The organism is Cellulosimicrobium sp. 22598 (assembly GCF_052044445.1).
GTDB classification, from domain to species: Bacteria; Actinomycetota; Actinomycetes; order Actinomycetales; family Cellulomonadaceae; genus Cellulosimicrobium; species Cellulosimicrobium cellulans_G.
Genome location: NZ_JBQEMZ010000001.1, coordinates 171590 through 185091, shown reverse-complemented (window position 1 = coordinate 185091; position 13502 = coordinate 171590). Strand labels below are relative to the sequence as shown.

Genomic DNA, 13502 nt, shown 5'->3' with positions numbered 1-13502 from the left:
ACTCACGGCATGCCGATCCACGCCGTCACCTACGTCTACGCCGACCGCGCCCCCGAGCTCGACGCCCTGCGTCCGGAGCACCGCGCCTTCCTGGGCGACCTCTACGCCCGGGGCACGCTCCTGGCGTCCGGCCCGCTGCCCGCGCACGAGGGTGCTCCCGCCGGGGCGCTGCTCGTCCTCGACGGAGAGACGCCCGACGCCGTCGCCGCGGTCCTCGACGAGGACCCGTTCGGACGCGCCGGCCTCGTCGCCGAACGCACGGTGCGCCCGTGGGCCCCGGTCATCGGCGACTGGGCCGACCGCGCCTGACGAGGCACGGCCCGCCCGGAGCGATCCCGCCTGCGTGACGGCGAGCCGTCTTCGGGGTCGGTCTACCGAGCGCCGGCCCGGCCGGGCCCGCGGTCGGCGCGACCGAGCCGGTCGACCGCCTCCCAGGGGTACGGCGTCGCACGGCTCTCCCGCTGGAACGCGCGGTAGAAGTCCCCCACCACCGCCGCGACCGGGGCGTGTCGCACCAGCGTCGCGGCGACCCCCGCCGGGACGTCGGTCGGCGGGCTGCCCTGAGCCCAGGAGCGCACCAGCGCACGGCGTTCCTCGGGCCCGCACCCGAACAGGGCGACGGCCAGCCAGCTCACCAGGTGCGTGACGCCGTAGCAGTCGTCGTAGTCCTGGTGCGCGGCGACGAAGTCGACCTCCTCGGGCGAGAGGTCGAAACCCGAGGAGATGGCGAGGCCGAAGTCGGCGAAGTAGAGCCGCTCGCCGTCGGTCAGGACGTTCTCGAAGTGCGCGTCGAAGTGCAGCAGGCCACGTGACCTCATGAACGCGATCCCGTCGCGCAGCCCGTCCTCCACGAGCGCACAGGCCCGCTCGGCGGTCTCGCCGCCGGCCCCGACCTGGACGCCGAGCCAGTCGTGCAGCGTCTGCGGGACGTGTTCCAGGAACAGCACGATGCTCGCCGAGGAGTCCCGCAGGGCCTCGATCCGGCGGCGCACCGCCGTGCCGCCGCCCCAGTACTCGACGGCGCGCTCGACGTCGGCCAGCTCGTCGGGCAGGGGCCGGCCCCCGTCGGGCAGCACTCGCCAGTGGTGCATCAGGGGAAAGCCCTCGTGCTCCCCGACGATCACCCAGCCCGTCGTCATGACGTGCACGGCCAGCTCCCGCCAGGCACCGAAGCCCGGGGCGCCGATGGTGCCGACCCCGTAGTGGCAGAAGGTGGGGAGGTCGAACAGGTTCGCCGTGGAGCGGACGTTGTCCGCCCGGCGCTCGAGGTCGCTCAGGCGCACCCGCTTGACGAACACCGGTATGCCGTCGACGTCGAGCGACGACGTCTCGCCACCGATGCCCGCACCGACCCGCGGGGCGGCGTCCACGAGCTCGCGGAGCCGGCGGTCGCTGTGCAGCGACAGCGCCGTGCTGACCGCCGCGTGCCGGGCCAGGCGGGCACCGCGGGACCCGTCGGTCCGGGCCGGCACCGTCTCGCTCCGCGGCTCGTCGGGCACGCGCTATCGCCCGGTGCCGTCCTGCGGGCCCGTGCCCCACGGCGGTGTCTCGCCGACCGGCGCGCCCCCGTCCACCGACTCCCCCTCGGGCTCCTGGACCGCGTCCTCCACGACGGCGGCAGCGCCGCGCGTCGCGGCCACCTCGGAGTCGTCCTGGGCGTGCAGCGCCCGCGTGCGCAGGAGGCTCGCGACCGTCGTGACGGCGAGCGCGCCGATGATCACGACCAGCGACAGCCAGATCGGGACCGTCGGGACGGCGTCGAGGTGCTCCCCGCCGTTGATGAACGGCAGCGTGTTCTCGTGCAGCGCCTCGAGGATCAGCTTCACGCCGATGAACCCGAGGATCACCGCCAGACCGATCGGCAGGTAGACGAGGCGCTCGAGCAGGCCGCCCAGGAGGAAGTAGAGCTGGCGCAGGCCCATCAGCGCGAAGACGTTCGTCGTGAAGACGATGAACGGGTCCTGGGTGAGCCCGAAGATCGCGGGGATCGAGTCGAACGCGAAGAGCAGGTCGGTGCTGCCGATCGCGAGGAACACGATGACCAGCGGCGTGAAGACCCGCTTGCCGTCCTCGACCGTGCGCAGCCGGCCGCCGTCGTACTGCGTGCCCAGCGGCAGGACCCGCCGCAGGGCCCGGACGGCGCGGTTCTCGTGGTACTCCTCGGGCTCGTCCCCGCCGGCCACGAGCTTGACGGCCGTGTAGATGAGGAACGCGCCGAACAGGTAGAACACCCACACGAACTGGGCGATGATCGCCGCACCCGCGAGGATGAACGCCCCGCGCAGGACGAGCGCGACGATGATGCCGACCATCAGCACGCGCTGCTGCTGGTCCCGCGGGACCGCGAACCTCGCCATGATGATGACGAACACGAAGAGGTTGTCCACGGAGAGGCTGTACTCCGTGAGCCAGCCCGCGTAGAACTCCCCGGCCGGTGCCGCCCCGCCGACCGCGCCCACGATCGCCCCGAAGACGAGGGCGAGCGCGACGTAGAAGCCGACCCACAGCGCGCTCTCGCGCATCGAGGGGACGTGCGGGCGGCGCCCCACGACGAACAGGTCGACGAGGAGCAGCACCGCGAGCGCCGAGAGCGACGCCCACTCGAACCAGACGGGAAGCTCGTGAACCATCAGCGTGAGCCCTCCGAGCTCTCGACGGAGCGCCGACGGTCGGCGCGGTCCTTGGCGAGGCTCGCGACCGTGGTGATCGTGAGCACGACGACGATGAACCCGAGCGACAGCGCCGTCGAGATCTCCGGGACGGCGGTGATGTGCTCACCGCCGTTGATGAACGGCACCTCGTTCTTGTGCAGCGCGTGGATGAGCAGCTTGACGCCGATGAAGCCGAGGATCGCCGCGAGGCCGTACGCGAGGTAGACGAGGCGGTCGAGAAGGCCGTCGATGAGGAAGTAGAGCTGGCGCAGGCCGAGCAGCGAGAACGCGTTGGCGGCGAACACGAGGAAGGTCTCCTGCGTGAGGCCGAAGATCGCGGGGATCGAGTCGACCGCGAAGAGCAGGTCCGCGCTGCCGATCGCAATCATCACGATGAGCATCGGGGTGATGTAGCGCTTCCCGTCGATCCTCGTCGTCATCTTGTCCTCGACGTACGTCTCCGTCGTCGGGAACAGGCGGCGGGTCAGCCGCAGCGCGCCGTTCTCGTGGAACTCCTCGTCGTGGCCGGAGCCGGCCTTGACCTGCGTCCACGCGGTGTACAGCAGGAACGCGCCGAAGACGTAGAAGACCCAGCTGAAGTTCTCGATGAGGGCCGCGCCGAGGAAGATGAAGATCGTCCGCAGGACCAGCGCGATCGTGATGCCGATGAGCAGCACCTTCTGCTGGTAGAGCCGCGGGACGCGGAAGCTCGTCATGATGAGGACGAACACGAAGAGGTTGTCGACTGACAGGCTCTTCTCGGTGATGTAGCCGGCGAAGTACTCGCCGCCGTACGTCGAGCCCCAGACGGCCCAGACGATGCCGCCGAAGGCCACCGCGACGGCGACGTAGCCCGCGGACCACCACGTGGCCTCGCGCAGGCTCGGGGCGTGGGGCGTGCGCACGTGCCCCACGTAGTCGACGGCGAGCATCGCGAGGATCACGCCGACGGTGACGAGCCAGACCCAGACGGGCACATCCATGAAGATTCCTCCGGTACGTGGGGAGCACTGTGTACCGAAGGTCTCTTCCGCCACGCACCGCCACCCGCACCCGCACGGGACGCGGGCTGGTGGTAGTGGGACCGGTGACACCGGGCCGACGACTGCGCCGGCCGTGATGACGACATCACCGCGGAGGAATACTCCCCTTCAACGAGGAGCCAGCATAGGCCATCGCCCCTCTGCACGGGACAACCTGACGAGCGGGCGAGATGTTCCTCGGCCCCGGCCGACCGCTCGGTCCCGGGCAGGTCGCTGGAGGCAGAGCGCGCCCGACGACCGTCCGGGCCTCCGCGTCAGGCCGTCGCGGCCTGCATCTGCCGCAGCTCCTTCTTGAGCCCCGAGATCTCGTCGCGCAGCCGGGCGGCGAGCTCGAACTGCAGCTCGCCCGCGGCCGCGTGCATCTGGTCGCTGAGCTCCTGGATGAGCTCGGCGAGGTCGCTCGCCGCCGCGCCGGCGAGCCGGTTGCCCGACGACGCGCCCTCCTTGGGCGCTCCCGGCACCGGCGCCCTGCCCTTCGCGCCCTTGCCCGGCTGTCGGTACCCGCCCGCGAGCAGCTCGGCCGTGTCGACGTCCTCGCGCGCGAGCATGTCCGTCACGTCGGAGATCCGCTTGCGCAGCGGCGTCGGATCGACCCCGTGCTCCGTGTTGTACGCGATCTGCCGCTCGCGGCGCCGCTCGGTCTCCTCGATCGCCGCCGCCATCGCCGGCGTGATCTTGTCCGCGTACATGTGCACCTGGCCCGAGACGTTGCGGGCCGCGCGGCCGATCGTCTGGATGAGGGACTTGGGCGACCGCAGGAAGCCCTCCTTGTCGGCGTCGAGGATCGCGACGAGCGACACCTCGGGCAGGTCGAGGCCCTCGCGCAGCAGGTTGATGCCGACGAGGACGTCGTACTCGCCGAGGCGCAGCTCGCGCAGGAGCTCCACGCGCCGCAGCGTGTCGACCTCCGAGTGCAGGTACCGGACCCGCACGTCCTTCTCGAGCAGGTAGTCCGTGAGGTCTTCCGCCATCTTCTTGGTGAGCGTCGTGACGAGGACGCGCTCGTTCCGCTCGACCCGCTCGCGGATCTCGTGCAGCAGGTCGTCGATCTGCCCCGTGGTGGGCTTGACGAGCACCTCCGGGTCGACCAGGCCGGTCGGCCGGATGATCTGCTCGACGACGCCGTCGGCCATCGAGAGCTCGTAGTCGCCGGGCGTCGCCGACAGGTACACGGTCTGGCCGATGCGCTCGACGAACTCCTCCCAGCGCAGCGGCCGGTTGTCCATCGCGCTCGGCAGCCGGAACCCGTGGTCGACGAGGCTGCGCTTGCGCGACATGTCGCCCTCGAACATGGCGCCGATCTGCGGCACGGTCACGTGCGACTCGTCGATGACGAGGAGGAAGTCCTCCGGGAAGTAGTCGAGCAGCGTGTTCGGCGCCGAGCCTGCCTCGCGGCCGTCGATGTGCCGCGAGTAGTTCTCGATCCCGGACGCGGTGCCGATCTGGCGCATCATCTCGATGTCGTAGGTGGTACGCATGCGCAGCCGCTGTGCCTCGAGCAGCTTGTTCTGCCGCTCGAGCTCGTCGAGCCGCTCGGCGAGCTCGGCCTCGATCGAGGAGATCGCGCGCTCCATGCGCTCCGGCCCGGCGACGTAGTGCGTGGCCGGGAACACGTGGATGCTCGGCTCGGACCGGATCACGTCGCCCGTGAGCGGGTGCAGGGTCTGGATGCTCTCGATCTCGTCGCCGAAGAACTCGATGCGGACCGCGAGCTCCTCGTACACCGGGATGATCTCGACCGTGTCACCGCGCACGCGGAACGTCCCGCGCGTGAACGCCATGTCGTTGCGCGTGTACTGCATCGTCACGAACTGCCGCAGCAGGTCGTCGCGCTCGACCTGCATGCCGACGTCGAGCCGGACCATCCGGTCGACGTACTCCTGCGGCGTGCCGAGACCGTAGATGCACGACACGGAGGCGACCACGACGACGTCGCGGCGAGTGAGCAGGGAGCTCGTGGCGGAGTGCCGCAGCCGCTCGACCTCGTCGTTGATGGACGAGTCCTTCTCGATGTAGGTGTCCGTCTGCGCGATGTACGCCTCGGGCTGGTAGTAGTCGTAGTACGAGACGAAGTACTCGACCGCGTTGTGCGGCAGCAGCTCCCGGAACTCCGTCGCGAGCTGCGCGGCGAGCGTCTTGTTCGGCGCCATGACCAGCGTCGGGCGCTGCAGCTCCTCGATGAGCCACGCCGTCGTCGCCGACTTGCCCGTGCCGGTGGCGCCGAGGAGCACGACGTCCTTCTCCCCCGCGCGGATGCGCTGCGCGAGGTCAGCGATCGCCGTGGGCTGGTCGCCCGACGGCTGGTACTCGGAGATGACCTCGAACGGGGTGGTCGCACGCTGGAGATCGGTCACGGGACGCATGCCTCCACGGTACGTCGACCCACCCACACGGACCCCTCCGTGCACGGTCGGCGACCACTGGAGGAGTCGTTCTAGGAAATCACCCCGACGTAATTTGGAAGGTGTCATTCGCAACCTCTAGGGTCGCCTCGACCCTGCAGCGCTCCCCGACGCCCGTGGAGCAGCACGACAGCACGGACCACGGGCGGCGGAGTCCGCGGGCAGTAAGTCAGCGCCGCTAGCGAACCCTCGACCTGGAGCCGACACCATGCGCCTTCACCCCGCGCGCCCCCGCGGAATCCCCCTGCTCGCCCTCACCGCCCTCGCCCTGACGACCGTCGGCCTCGCCGCGCCGGCGACCGCCGCGCCGCTGGCCACCACGCCGGAGGTCACCGCCGACGACGTCTGCACCGCGGACCCGTCCACGCGACCGGTCGACGTCTACGAGCTCACCGCCGTGGAGGACGCGGGCGTCGGTATCTGGGCGGGCGGCGGGCTCACCGTCACGACCGCGACCGAGCTCGAGGGCCGCGTCGTCGTGGGCGGGGACGCCGACCTCTCCGGAGCCGGGAGCCTCAACGTCGGGACCGCAGGGGGCGGCGGCTCGGCGATCACCCCGGCCGGCGGGACCGACATGCTCGTCGTCGGCGGCGACCTCGCGACCGCGACGAACACCCAGGTCGGCTTCCACGCGTCGAGCGGTGGCAACGTCGTCGTCGGCGGGAAGATCACCGGCGCGACCCCGAGCACCGAGAGCCGCAACGCGCCCGGCCGTCCGGGCGCGGTCACGCAGGGCGTGGGCCGCGACGCCGCGCTGCGTCCCTACGTCGCGCTCCCCGGGCTCGTCACGGGCATCGCGGCCGACGCCGCCGACGGCGCCGTCGCCGCCGCGCCCGAGGGCGGGGTGCTGACGGTCGAGGCCGGAGCGCGATACACGCTCACGGCCGACCAGGCATCCACTCTCACCACGCTGTACGTCACCGGGACCGGTCCGGTGCTCCTCACCGTCACCGGCACCTCCGTGGACGTGTCGCGGCTGCAGCACGTCGAGTACGGCGGCGTGCGCGTCTACCAGACCGCCCAGCACCTGTCTGCGCACTTCCTGTGGAGCTTCCCGGACGCGACCCGGGTGACGCTCGGCACGAACGACCAGTTCCCCGGGACGGTCGTCGTCCCGCGCACGGACGCGACCCTCACCCTGGCGACCTCGACCAACGGGCGCATCCTGTCGAACGGCGCCGTCTCCTACACCGGTGGCGCCGGGATCGAGCACCACAACTACCCGTTCGCCGGCCCGTGCGAGTCGACGCCGTTCGTCGAGGAGCCCGAGCCCGAGCCGTCGCCGGAAGGCCCGAACCCGGGCGAGGGCGTGACCACGCCGCCGACGACCGAGGAGACCCCGTCCACGGAGGAGCCGGGCGAGCCCACGGTGGAGGCGACCCCGGCCGCCGAGACCCCGGCCGCCAGCCCGGACGCGACCCCTGCGTCCGCCGAGAAGGGCGACGACTCGCCCGAGAGCGGCCTCGCCACGACGGGCGCGTCGGTCGTCGTGCTGGCCGTCGTCGCTGCGCTGCTGCTCGCCGGGGGCGCGACGATCCTCGTCGTGGCACGTCGGCGCGCGACGAGCTGACGCCTCGACCACGAGCACGCACCGAGGGCCCGGCAGGCGAGACCTGCCGGGCCCTCGGCGTCCCCGCGCTCGGCTCAGCTCTCCGAACCGGCCGCGAGGGCCGGCTCGGGACTACCGAGGAGCGCGTGCCGCACGACGGCGGCCACGGCCGCGACCTGGTCCGCGATCGGGACGACGTCGGCCCCGGGGACGTGGACGAAGCCGGCGCGCCGACCCGGCCCGGCACCCCAGTGATGCATGAGGGCGTAGAAGACGTCGTTGCACACATAGGTCCCCGCGGTGCTCGACACCGCCACCGGAACACCCGTCGCGCGGATCGCCGCGAGCGACGCCTTGAGCGGGAGCGTCGACCAGTACCCGACCGGCCCGCCCTCGGCGACGGGCAGGTCGACGGGCTGCGCGCCCGCGTTGTCGGGGATCCGGGCGTCGCGCACGTTGACCGCGACCCGTTCGAGGCGCACGCCCGACGCACCTCCCGCCAGGCCGAGCGCCACGACGACCTCGGGGTCGTGCTCGCGGATCGCGGCGTCGAGCACCGGCCACGCTCCGGCGAACGTCACCGGCAGCCGGACGGCGACGACCCGGTCGCCGACGAGCGCCTCCCCGCGCTCGGCGAGCCGCGCCGCGGTCTCCCACGACGGGTTCTCGAGGGCACCGTCGAACGGCTCGAACCCGCTGACGACGACCGTCACGCCTCGTGCTCCTCGATCTCGGCCTGGACCTCGGCGTCGACCTCCGCGCGCACGCGTGCCCACAGCTCGTCGACCTGCACGCGCAGCGCCTCCGGGGAGCCGGACCCGTCGAGGGTCACGTCCGCCGCGGCGAGGCGCGACGCGTCGTCGGCCTGGGCGGCGACGCGGGCGAGGGCCTCGTCCTCGGTCAGCCCGCGTCCCTCGACGAGCCGGCTCACCCGCACGTCCACGGGCGTGTGCACGACCACGACGCAGTGGAACCGGGCGGGGTCACCCGTCTCGACGAGGAGCGGGATGTCGTGCACGACGACGGCCCGGGGGTCGGCCGCGCCGGCGGCCGCCTCGCGCTCGGCCGCGAGCCGACGCACCTCCGGGTGGACGATCGCGTTGAGACGCTCGCGCGCGGCGGCGTCGCCGAACACGACCCGACCGAGCGCGGCCCGGTCGAGCGCGCCGTCGTCGTCCAGGACGTCCGGCCCGAACGCCTCGACGACCTCGTCGAGGCCGACCGTCCCGGGCGCCACCGCGTCGCGCGAGAGCGCGTCGTAGTCCACGACGACGGCGCCGAGCTCGGCGAAGCGTGCGAGCGCGACGGACTTCCCCGCCGCGATTCCTCCGGTCAGGCCGATGCGAAACATGCGCCCCATCCTGCCAGCCGGTGGGCGTCCTCGCGCCGGGACGGTCGACCACGCGGAGCGGCTCAGCCGTGCGCGCCCGACTGCTCGCCCGAGCCGACCTCCGGTCGGTCGCCGACGTGCGCACCGTCCGGTCGCTCGCCCGCGACGGCGCGCAGGAGCCGCAGGAGCTCGGCGCGCTCGGCGGCGTCGAGGCGCGCGAGGAGCGTCCCGGCGCTCGACGACCGCTCCGCTCCCACCTGCGCGACGACCTCCCGCCCCCGCGGGGTGAGCGCGACGAGCGTCGCCCTCCGGTCGTGCGGGTCGGGGGTGCGCCGGACGAGCCCGGCCCGTTCGGCGTCGTCCACCTTGGACGTCACCGACCGGGGCGCGACGTCCAGCGCGGACGCGACCGCGCCGAGCCGACAGGGCTCGTCGCAGCGGGCGAGGAAGCGCAGCATCCGGTACTGGCCGGGGGTCGTCCCGGCGGGCTCGGCGCGCTCGCTCGCCTCACGGCGCACGCTCCGGAGCGCCGCGTGCAGGAGCGAGAGGAACTCGCCCGCCTCGTCCGTGGAGGTCGGGCCGCCCACCGCGCCCCGTGCGGGGCGCGCGCTCGCATCGCTCGTCACGAGGCCGAGCGTACCCGGCGGACGGGGTCTTGTGGAGCACACTCATTGTGAGTTAAACTCACTATCGCTGTCGCGCGAGCGGTCGCACGACCGCGCCCGCCGCCGCGGACGACCATGCCGCCGCGGACGACCGCGCCGCCCCTCCCCCACCCAGGAGGCCCCATGTCTTTCCCCTCACCCCTCCCCGGCTCCGGCGGCGGGCGCGGCATGCGCTCGTTCCGCCAGGACTCCTCCGTCGCGTCCCGTCGGCTGCACCGCGGCACGATCCGACGCGTCCTCACGTTCGCCCGGCCCTACCGGCGCCAGCTCGCGGCGTTCCTCGTGCTCATCTCGGTCGACGCCGCGGCGGGCGCGGCCACGCCGCTGCTGTTCCAGCGCATCATCGACGACGGCATCACGGCAGGCGACGTCGGCGTCGTCGTCGCGCTCTCGCTCGTCGCCGCCGGGCTGGCGGTGCTCTCGGGCGCGCTCGGGGTCGCCCAGCGCTGGTTCTCCTCACGCATCGGCGAGGGCCTCATCGTCGACCTGCGCACGGCCGTCTTCGACCACGTGCAGCGCATGCCGCTCGCCTTCTTCAGCCGCACCCGGACCGGTGCGCTCGTCCAGCGCCTCAACGGCGACGTCCTCGGCGCGCAGCAGGCGTTCACGTCGACGCTCTCGAACGTCTTCTCGAACCTCCTCACCGTCGTGTTCGTCCTCGCCGCGATGCTCTCCATGTCCTGGCAGCTCACGCTCCTCGCCCTGACCCTGCTGCCCGCGTTCGTGCTCCCGGCCCGCTGGGTCGGCAAGCGCCTCGCCGCGATCACGCGCGAGAGCTACGAGCTCAACGCCGAGGCCGCGCAGACCATGAACGAGCGGTTCAACGTCGCGGGCGCCCACCTCGTCAAGGTCTTCGGCGACCCGGCCCGCGAGTCGTCCCGGTTCGCCGCCCAGGCCGGCCGCGTCCGTGACATCGGCGTGAAGCAGGCCATGTACGGCACGGTCTTCCGCGTCGGCCTCACCGTCGTCGCGTCGGTCGCCGTCGCCATCGTCTACGGGCTCGGCGGCGTCATGGCGATCTCGGGCACGCTGACGGTCGGCACCGTCGTCGCGCTCACCGCCTACCTCGGGCGCCTCTACGGCCCGCTCACCGCGATGTCCAACGTCCAGGTCGACGTCATGACCGCGCTCGTGAGCTTCGAGCGCGTGCTCGAGGTGCTCGACCTCGAGCCCACCGTCACCGACGCACCCGATGCCGACGACCTCGCCGACGACGTCGAGCGGCACGGGGCGAGCCTCGAGCTCGACGGCGTGACGTTCCGCTACCCCAGCGCGTCGGAGGTCTCCCTCGCCTCGCTCGAGTCCGTCGCCGTCGAGGGGACCGACCCCACGACCGACACCCTGCGCGACGTCACCTTCGCGGTCCCCGCGGGGGCGATGGTCGCTCTCGTCGGCTCGTCCGGCGCGGGCAAGACGACCGTGTCGCAGCTCGTCACGCGCATGTACGACCCGACCTCCGGGCACGTGCGGATCGCCGGGCGCGACCTGCGCGACGTCACGCAGGAGAGCCTGCACGACGCCGTCGGCGTGGTCACGCAGGAGGCGCATCTCTTCCACGACTCGATCGCCGAGAACCTCCGGTACGCCAAGCCGGACGCGACGGACGCCGAGCTCGAGTCCGCGCTGCGCCGCGCGCACGTGTGGGACGTCGTCGCCGCCCTGCCGTCCGGCATGGACACCGTCGTCGGCGACCGCGGCTACCGGATGTCCGGCGGCGAGCGGCAGCGCCTCGCGATCGCCCGGGTGTTCCTCAAGGCCCCGCAGCTCGTCGTCCTCGACGAGGCGACGGCGCACCTCGACTCGGACTCCGAGGCCGCGGTCCAGGCGGCCCTCGCCGAGGCGCTGCGCGGGCGCACGTCGCTCGTCATCGCGCACCGGCTCTCGACCGTCCGGGAGGCCGACCTCATCGTCGTCCTCGACGCCGGCCGCGTCGTCGAGACGGGCACGCACACCGAGCTCCTCGCGCGCGGCGGCCGCTACGCCGCGCTCTACCGGACGCAGTTCGCCGACTCACCCGCGCCGTCGTCCCCCGAGCCGGCCACCGCCACGGCCTGAACAGCCTGGTCCCTGGACCACCGAACACCAGGCGATCCCTCGCCGCCGAACAGGTGGTTCCGGCTCGTCCGCGGCCGTTGACGGACCAGGACCACCTGTTCGGCACCGGGCGCGGTCGTCAGGGACGGCGAAGGCCCGCCACCCCGAAGGGGTGGCGGGCCTCTCTGCGACCTGCGACGTCTCCGCCGGAACGGCGGAGAGAGTCAGGAGATCAGTTGCCGGTGAGCTTCTCGCGGAGCGCGGCGAGCGCCTCGTCCGACGCGAGCGTGCCCGTGGCCTCGGCGGCCGGGGCCGACGAGTAGGACGTGCTGCTCGAGGACGACGAGCTCGAGGAGCCCGAGTCGCCCGACGCGGCGTCGAAGTCGGCCTTGACGGCCTCGGCGACCTGCTTGCGGTGCGCCTCCCAGCGCTCGTGCGCCTTGGCGTACTCCGCCTCCCAGGCCTCGCGCTGCGCCTCGAAGCCCTCGAGCCACTCGTTGGTCTCCGGGTCGAAGCCCTCGGGGTACTTGTAGTTCCCCTGCTCGTCGTACTCGGCGGCCATGCCGTAGAGCGCGGGGTCGAAGTCGTCCGACTCCGGGTCCACGCCCTCGTTGGCCTGCTTGAGCGACAGCGAGATGCGGCGGCGCTCGAGGTCGATGTCGATGACCTTGACGAAGACCTCGTCACCGACGTTGACGACCTGCTCCGGCAGCTCGACGTGGCGCACGGCCAGCTCCGAGATGTGCACGAGGCCCTCGATGCCGTCCTCGACGCGCACGAACGCACCGAACGGGACGAGCTTGGTGACCTTGCCCGGGACGACCTGACCGATCGCGTGGGTCCGGGCGAACGTCTGCCACGGGTCCTCCTGCGTCGCCTTCAGCGACAGCGAGACGCGCTCGCGGTCGAAGTCGACGTCCAGGACCTCGACCGTGACCTCCTGGCCGACCTCGACGACCTCGGACGGGTGGTCGATGTGCTTCCAGGACAGCTCGGAGACGTGCACGAGGCCGTCGACGCCGCCGAGGTCCACGAACGCACCGAAGTTGACGATCGAGGAGACGACACCGGGGCGCACCTGGCCCTTCTGCAGCGTCTGCAGGAAGGTGGAGCGGACCTCGGACTGCGTCTGCTCGAGCCAGGCGCGGCGCGAGAGGACGACGTTGTTGCGGTTCTTGTCGAGCTCGATGATCTTCGCCTCGATCTCCTTGCCGACGTACGGCTGGAGGTCGCGGACGCGACGCATCTCCACCAGGGAGGCCGGGAGGAAGCCACGGAGGCCGATGTCGAGGATGAGACCACCCTTGACGACCTCGATGACGGTGCCGGTGACGACGCCGTCCTCCTCCTTGATCTTCTCGATCGTGCCCCAGGCGCGCTCGTACTGGGCGCGCTTCTTGGACAGGATCAGACGGCCTTCCTTGTCCTCCTTCTGGAGGACGAGGGCCTCGACCGCGTCGCCGACGTTGACGACCTCACCGGGGTCCACGTCGTGCTTGATGGACAGCTCGCGGGAGGGGATGACGCCCTCGGTCTTGTAGCCGATGTCGAGGAGGACCTCGTCGCGGTCCACCTTGACGATCGTGCCTTCGACGATGTCGCCGTCGTTGAAGTACTTGATGGTCGCGTCAACGGCGGCGAGGAAGTCCTCCTCGGTGCCGATGTCGTTGACGGCAACCTGGGGTGCGGACTTCGCGGGGGTAGAGATGGTCATTGAGTTCGATGCTCCGATGCGGACAGGTGTAGTCGAGCGGGTAGGGTTCTCGGCGCGCCGCTGCCGCTGACCCGGTGACGTCATGGTGGGCGTCGTGGTCCGGGACGAAGGCAG

Annotated in this window: 11 protein-coding genes; 3 read left to right on the top strand and 8 right to left on the bottom strand. The window is 72.0% G+C overall.

Annotated features, from left to right (window positions below):
* Positions 1 to 9: 9 nt before the first annotated feature.
* The gene (locus tag ACTJIY_RS00790; protein ID WP_053370964.1) at positions 10 to 309 is read left to right on the top strand and encodes a YciI family protein; all 300 of its coding nucleotides are present in this window, start codon (positions 10 to 12) and stop codon (positions 307 to 309) included.
* A 62-nt stretch (positions 310 to 371) separates the two neighbouring features.
* Here ACTJIY_RS00790 and ACTJIY_RS00785 read toward each other — a convergent pair whose 3' ends face one another.
* From ACTJIY_RS00785 to uvrB, 4 genes are all read right to left on the bottom strand, one after another.
* A complete protein-coding gene (locus ACTJIY_RS00785; RefSeq protein WP_440673115.1) occupies positions 372 to 1499 on the bottom strand; it encodes a protein kinase family protein in 1128 nt (375 codons plus the stop codon).
* Positions 1500 to 1502: 3 nt separating this feature from the next.
* Positions 1503 to 2630 (bottom strand): TerC family protein, encoded by a 1128-nt coding sequence (locus ACTJIY_RS00780; protein ID WP_439158907.1) that lies wholly within the window; start codon positions 2628 to 2630, stop codon positions 1503 to 1505.
* Complete coding sequence (locus tag ACTJIY_RS00775; RefSeq protein ID WP_253049678.1) at positions 2630 to 3634, bottom strand: TerC family protein; 1005 nt, start codon at positions 3632 to 3634, stop codon at positions 2630 to 2632. The genes ACTJIY_RS00780 and ACTJIY_RS00775 overlap by 1 nt, the downstream gene beginning before the upstream one ends.
* 314 nt (positions 3635 to 3948) lie before the next feature.
* Positions 3949 to 6057 carry an excinuclease ABC subunit UvrB gene (gene uvrB, locus ACTJIY_RS00770; protein ID WP_253049680.1) on the bottom strand — a complete coding sequence of 703 codons (2109 nt, stop codon included), beginning with the start codon at positions 6055 to 6057 and terminating at the stop codon, positions 3949 to 3951.
* A 247-nt stretch (positions 6058 to 6304) separates the two neighbouring features.
* Between uvrB and ACTJIY_RS00765 the strand changes: the two genes are divergently transcribed.
* Positions 6305 to 7666 (top strand): choice-of-anchor A family protein, encoded by a 1362-nt coding sequence (locus tag ACTJIY_RS00765; protein WP_440673116.1) that lies wholly within the window; start codon positions 6305 to 6307, stop codon positions 7664 to 7666.
* Between the two features lie 74 nt (positions 7667 to 7740).
* Here ACTJIY_RS00765 and ACTJIY_RS00760 read toward each other — a convergent pair whose 3' ends face one another.
* The 3 genes from ACTJIY_RS00760 to ACTJIY_RS00750 form a co-directional block, all read right to left on the bottom strand.
* Entirely contained in the window at positions 7741 to 8358 is a 618-nt protein-coding gene (locus ACTJIY_RS00760) for a pyroglutamyl-peptidase I (RefSeq protein WP_253049684.1), read from the bottom strand.
* Positions 8355 to 8996, bottom strand: a complete 642-nt coding sequence (gene coaE / locus ACTJIY_RS00755; RefSeq protein ID WP_253049686.1) for a dephospho-CoA kinase — start codon at positions 8994 to 8996, stop codon at positions 8355 to 8357. The genes ACTJIY_RS00760 and coaE overlap by 4 nt, the downstream gene beginning before the upstream one ends.
* A 62-nt stretch (positions 8997 to 9058) precedes the next feature.
* Positions 9059 to 9601, bottom strand: coding sequence for a MarR family winged helix-turn-helix transcriptional regulator (locus tag ACTJIY_RS00750; RefSeq protein WP_440673117.1), 543 nt, complete (start codon positions 9599 to 9601; stop codon positions 9059 to 9061).
* A 162-nt stretch (positions 9602 to 9763) separates the two neighbouring features.
* Between ACTJIY_RS00750 and ACTJIY_RS00745 the strand changes: the two genes are divergently transcribed.
* Complete coding sequence (locus ACTJIY_RS00745) at positions 9764 to 11695, top strand: ABC transporter ATP-binding protein (RefSeq protein WP_440673118.1); 1932 nt, start codon at positions 9764 to 9766, stop codon at positions 11693 to 11695.
* 211 nt (positions 11696 to 11906) lie between these two features.
* Here the strand turns inward: ACTJIY_RS00745 and rpsA are convergent, their stop codons facing one another.
* The gene (gene rpsA, locus ACTJIY_RS00740; RefSeq protein WP_253049691.1) at positions 11907 to 13388 is read right to left on the bottom strand and encodes a 30S ribosomal protein S1; all 1482 of its coding nucleotides are present in this window, start codon (positions 13386 to 13388) and stop codon (positions 11907 to 11909) included.
* Positions 13389 to 13502: the final 114 nt, after the last annotated feature.

Coding starts and splice junctions, on each gene's coding strand:
- ACTJIY_RS00765 (WP_440673116.1), top strand. CDS start 6,305: ATGCGCCTTCACCCCGCGCGCCCCCGCGGAATCCCCCTGCTCGCCCTC.
- uvrB (WP_253049680.1), bottom strand. CDS start 6,057: ATGCGTCCCGTGACCGATCTCCAGCGTGCGACCACCCCGTTCGAGGTC.
- ACTJIY_RS00780 (WP_439158907.1), bottom strand. CDS start 2,630: ATGGTTCACGAGCTTCCCGTCTGGTTCGAGTGGGCGTCGCTCTCGGCG.
- ACTJIY_RS00775 (WP_253049678.1), bottom strand. CDS start 3,634: ATGGATGTGCCCGTCTGGGTCTGGCTCGTCACCGTCGGCGTGATCCTC.
- ACTJIY_RS00745 (WP_440673118.1), top strand. CDS start 9,764: ATGTCTTTCCCCTCACCCCTCCCCGGCTCCGGCGGCGGGCGCGGCATG.
- rpsA (WP_253049691.1), bottom strand. CDS start 13,388: ATGACCATCTCTACCCCCGCGAAGTCCGCACCCCAGGTTGCCGTCAAC.
- ACTJIY_RS00790 (WP_053370964.1), top strand. CDS start 10: ATGCCGATCCACGCCGTCACCTACGTCTACGCCGACCGCGCCCCCGAG.
- coaE (WP_253049686.1), bottom strand. CDS start 8,996: ATGTTTCGCATCGGCCTGACCGGAGGAATCGCGGCGGGGAAGTCCGTC.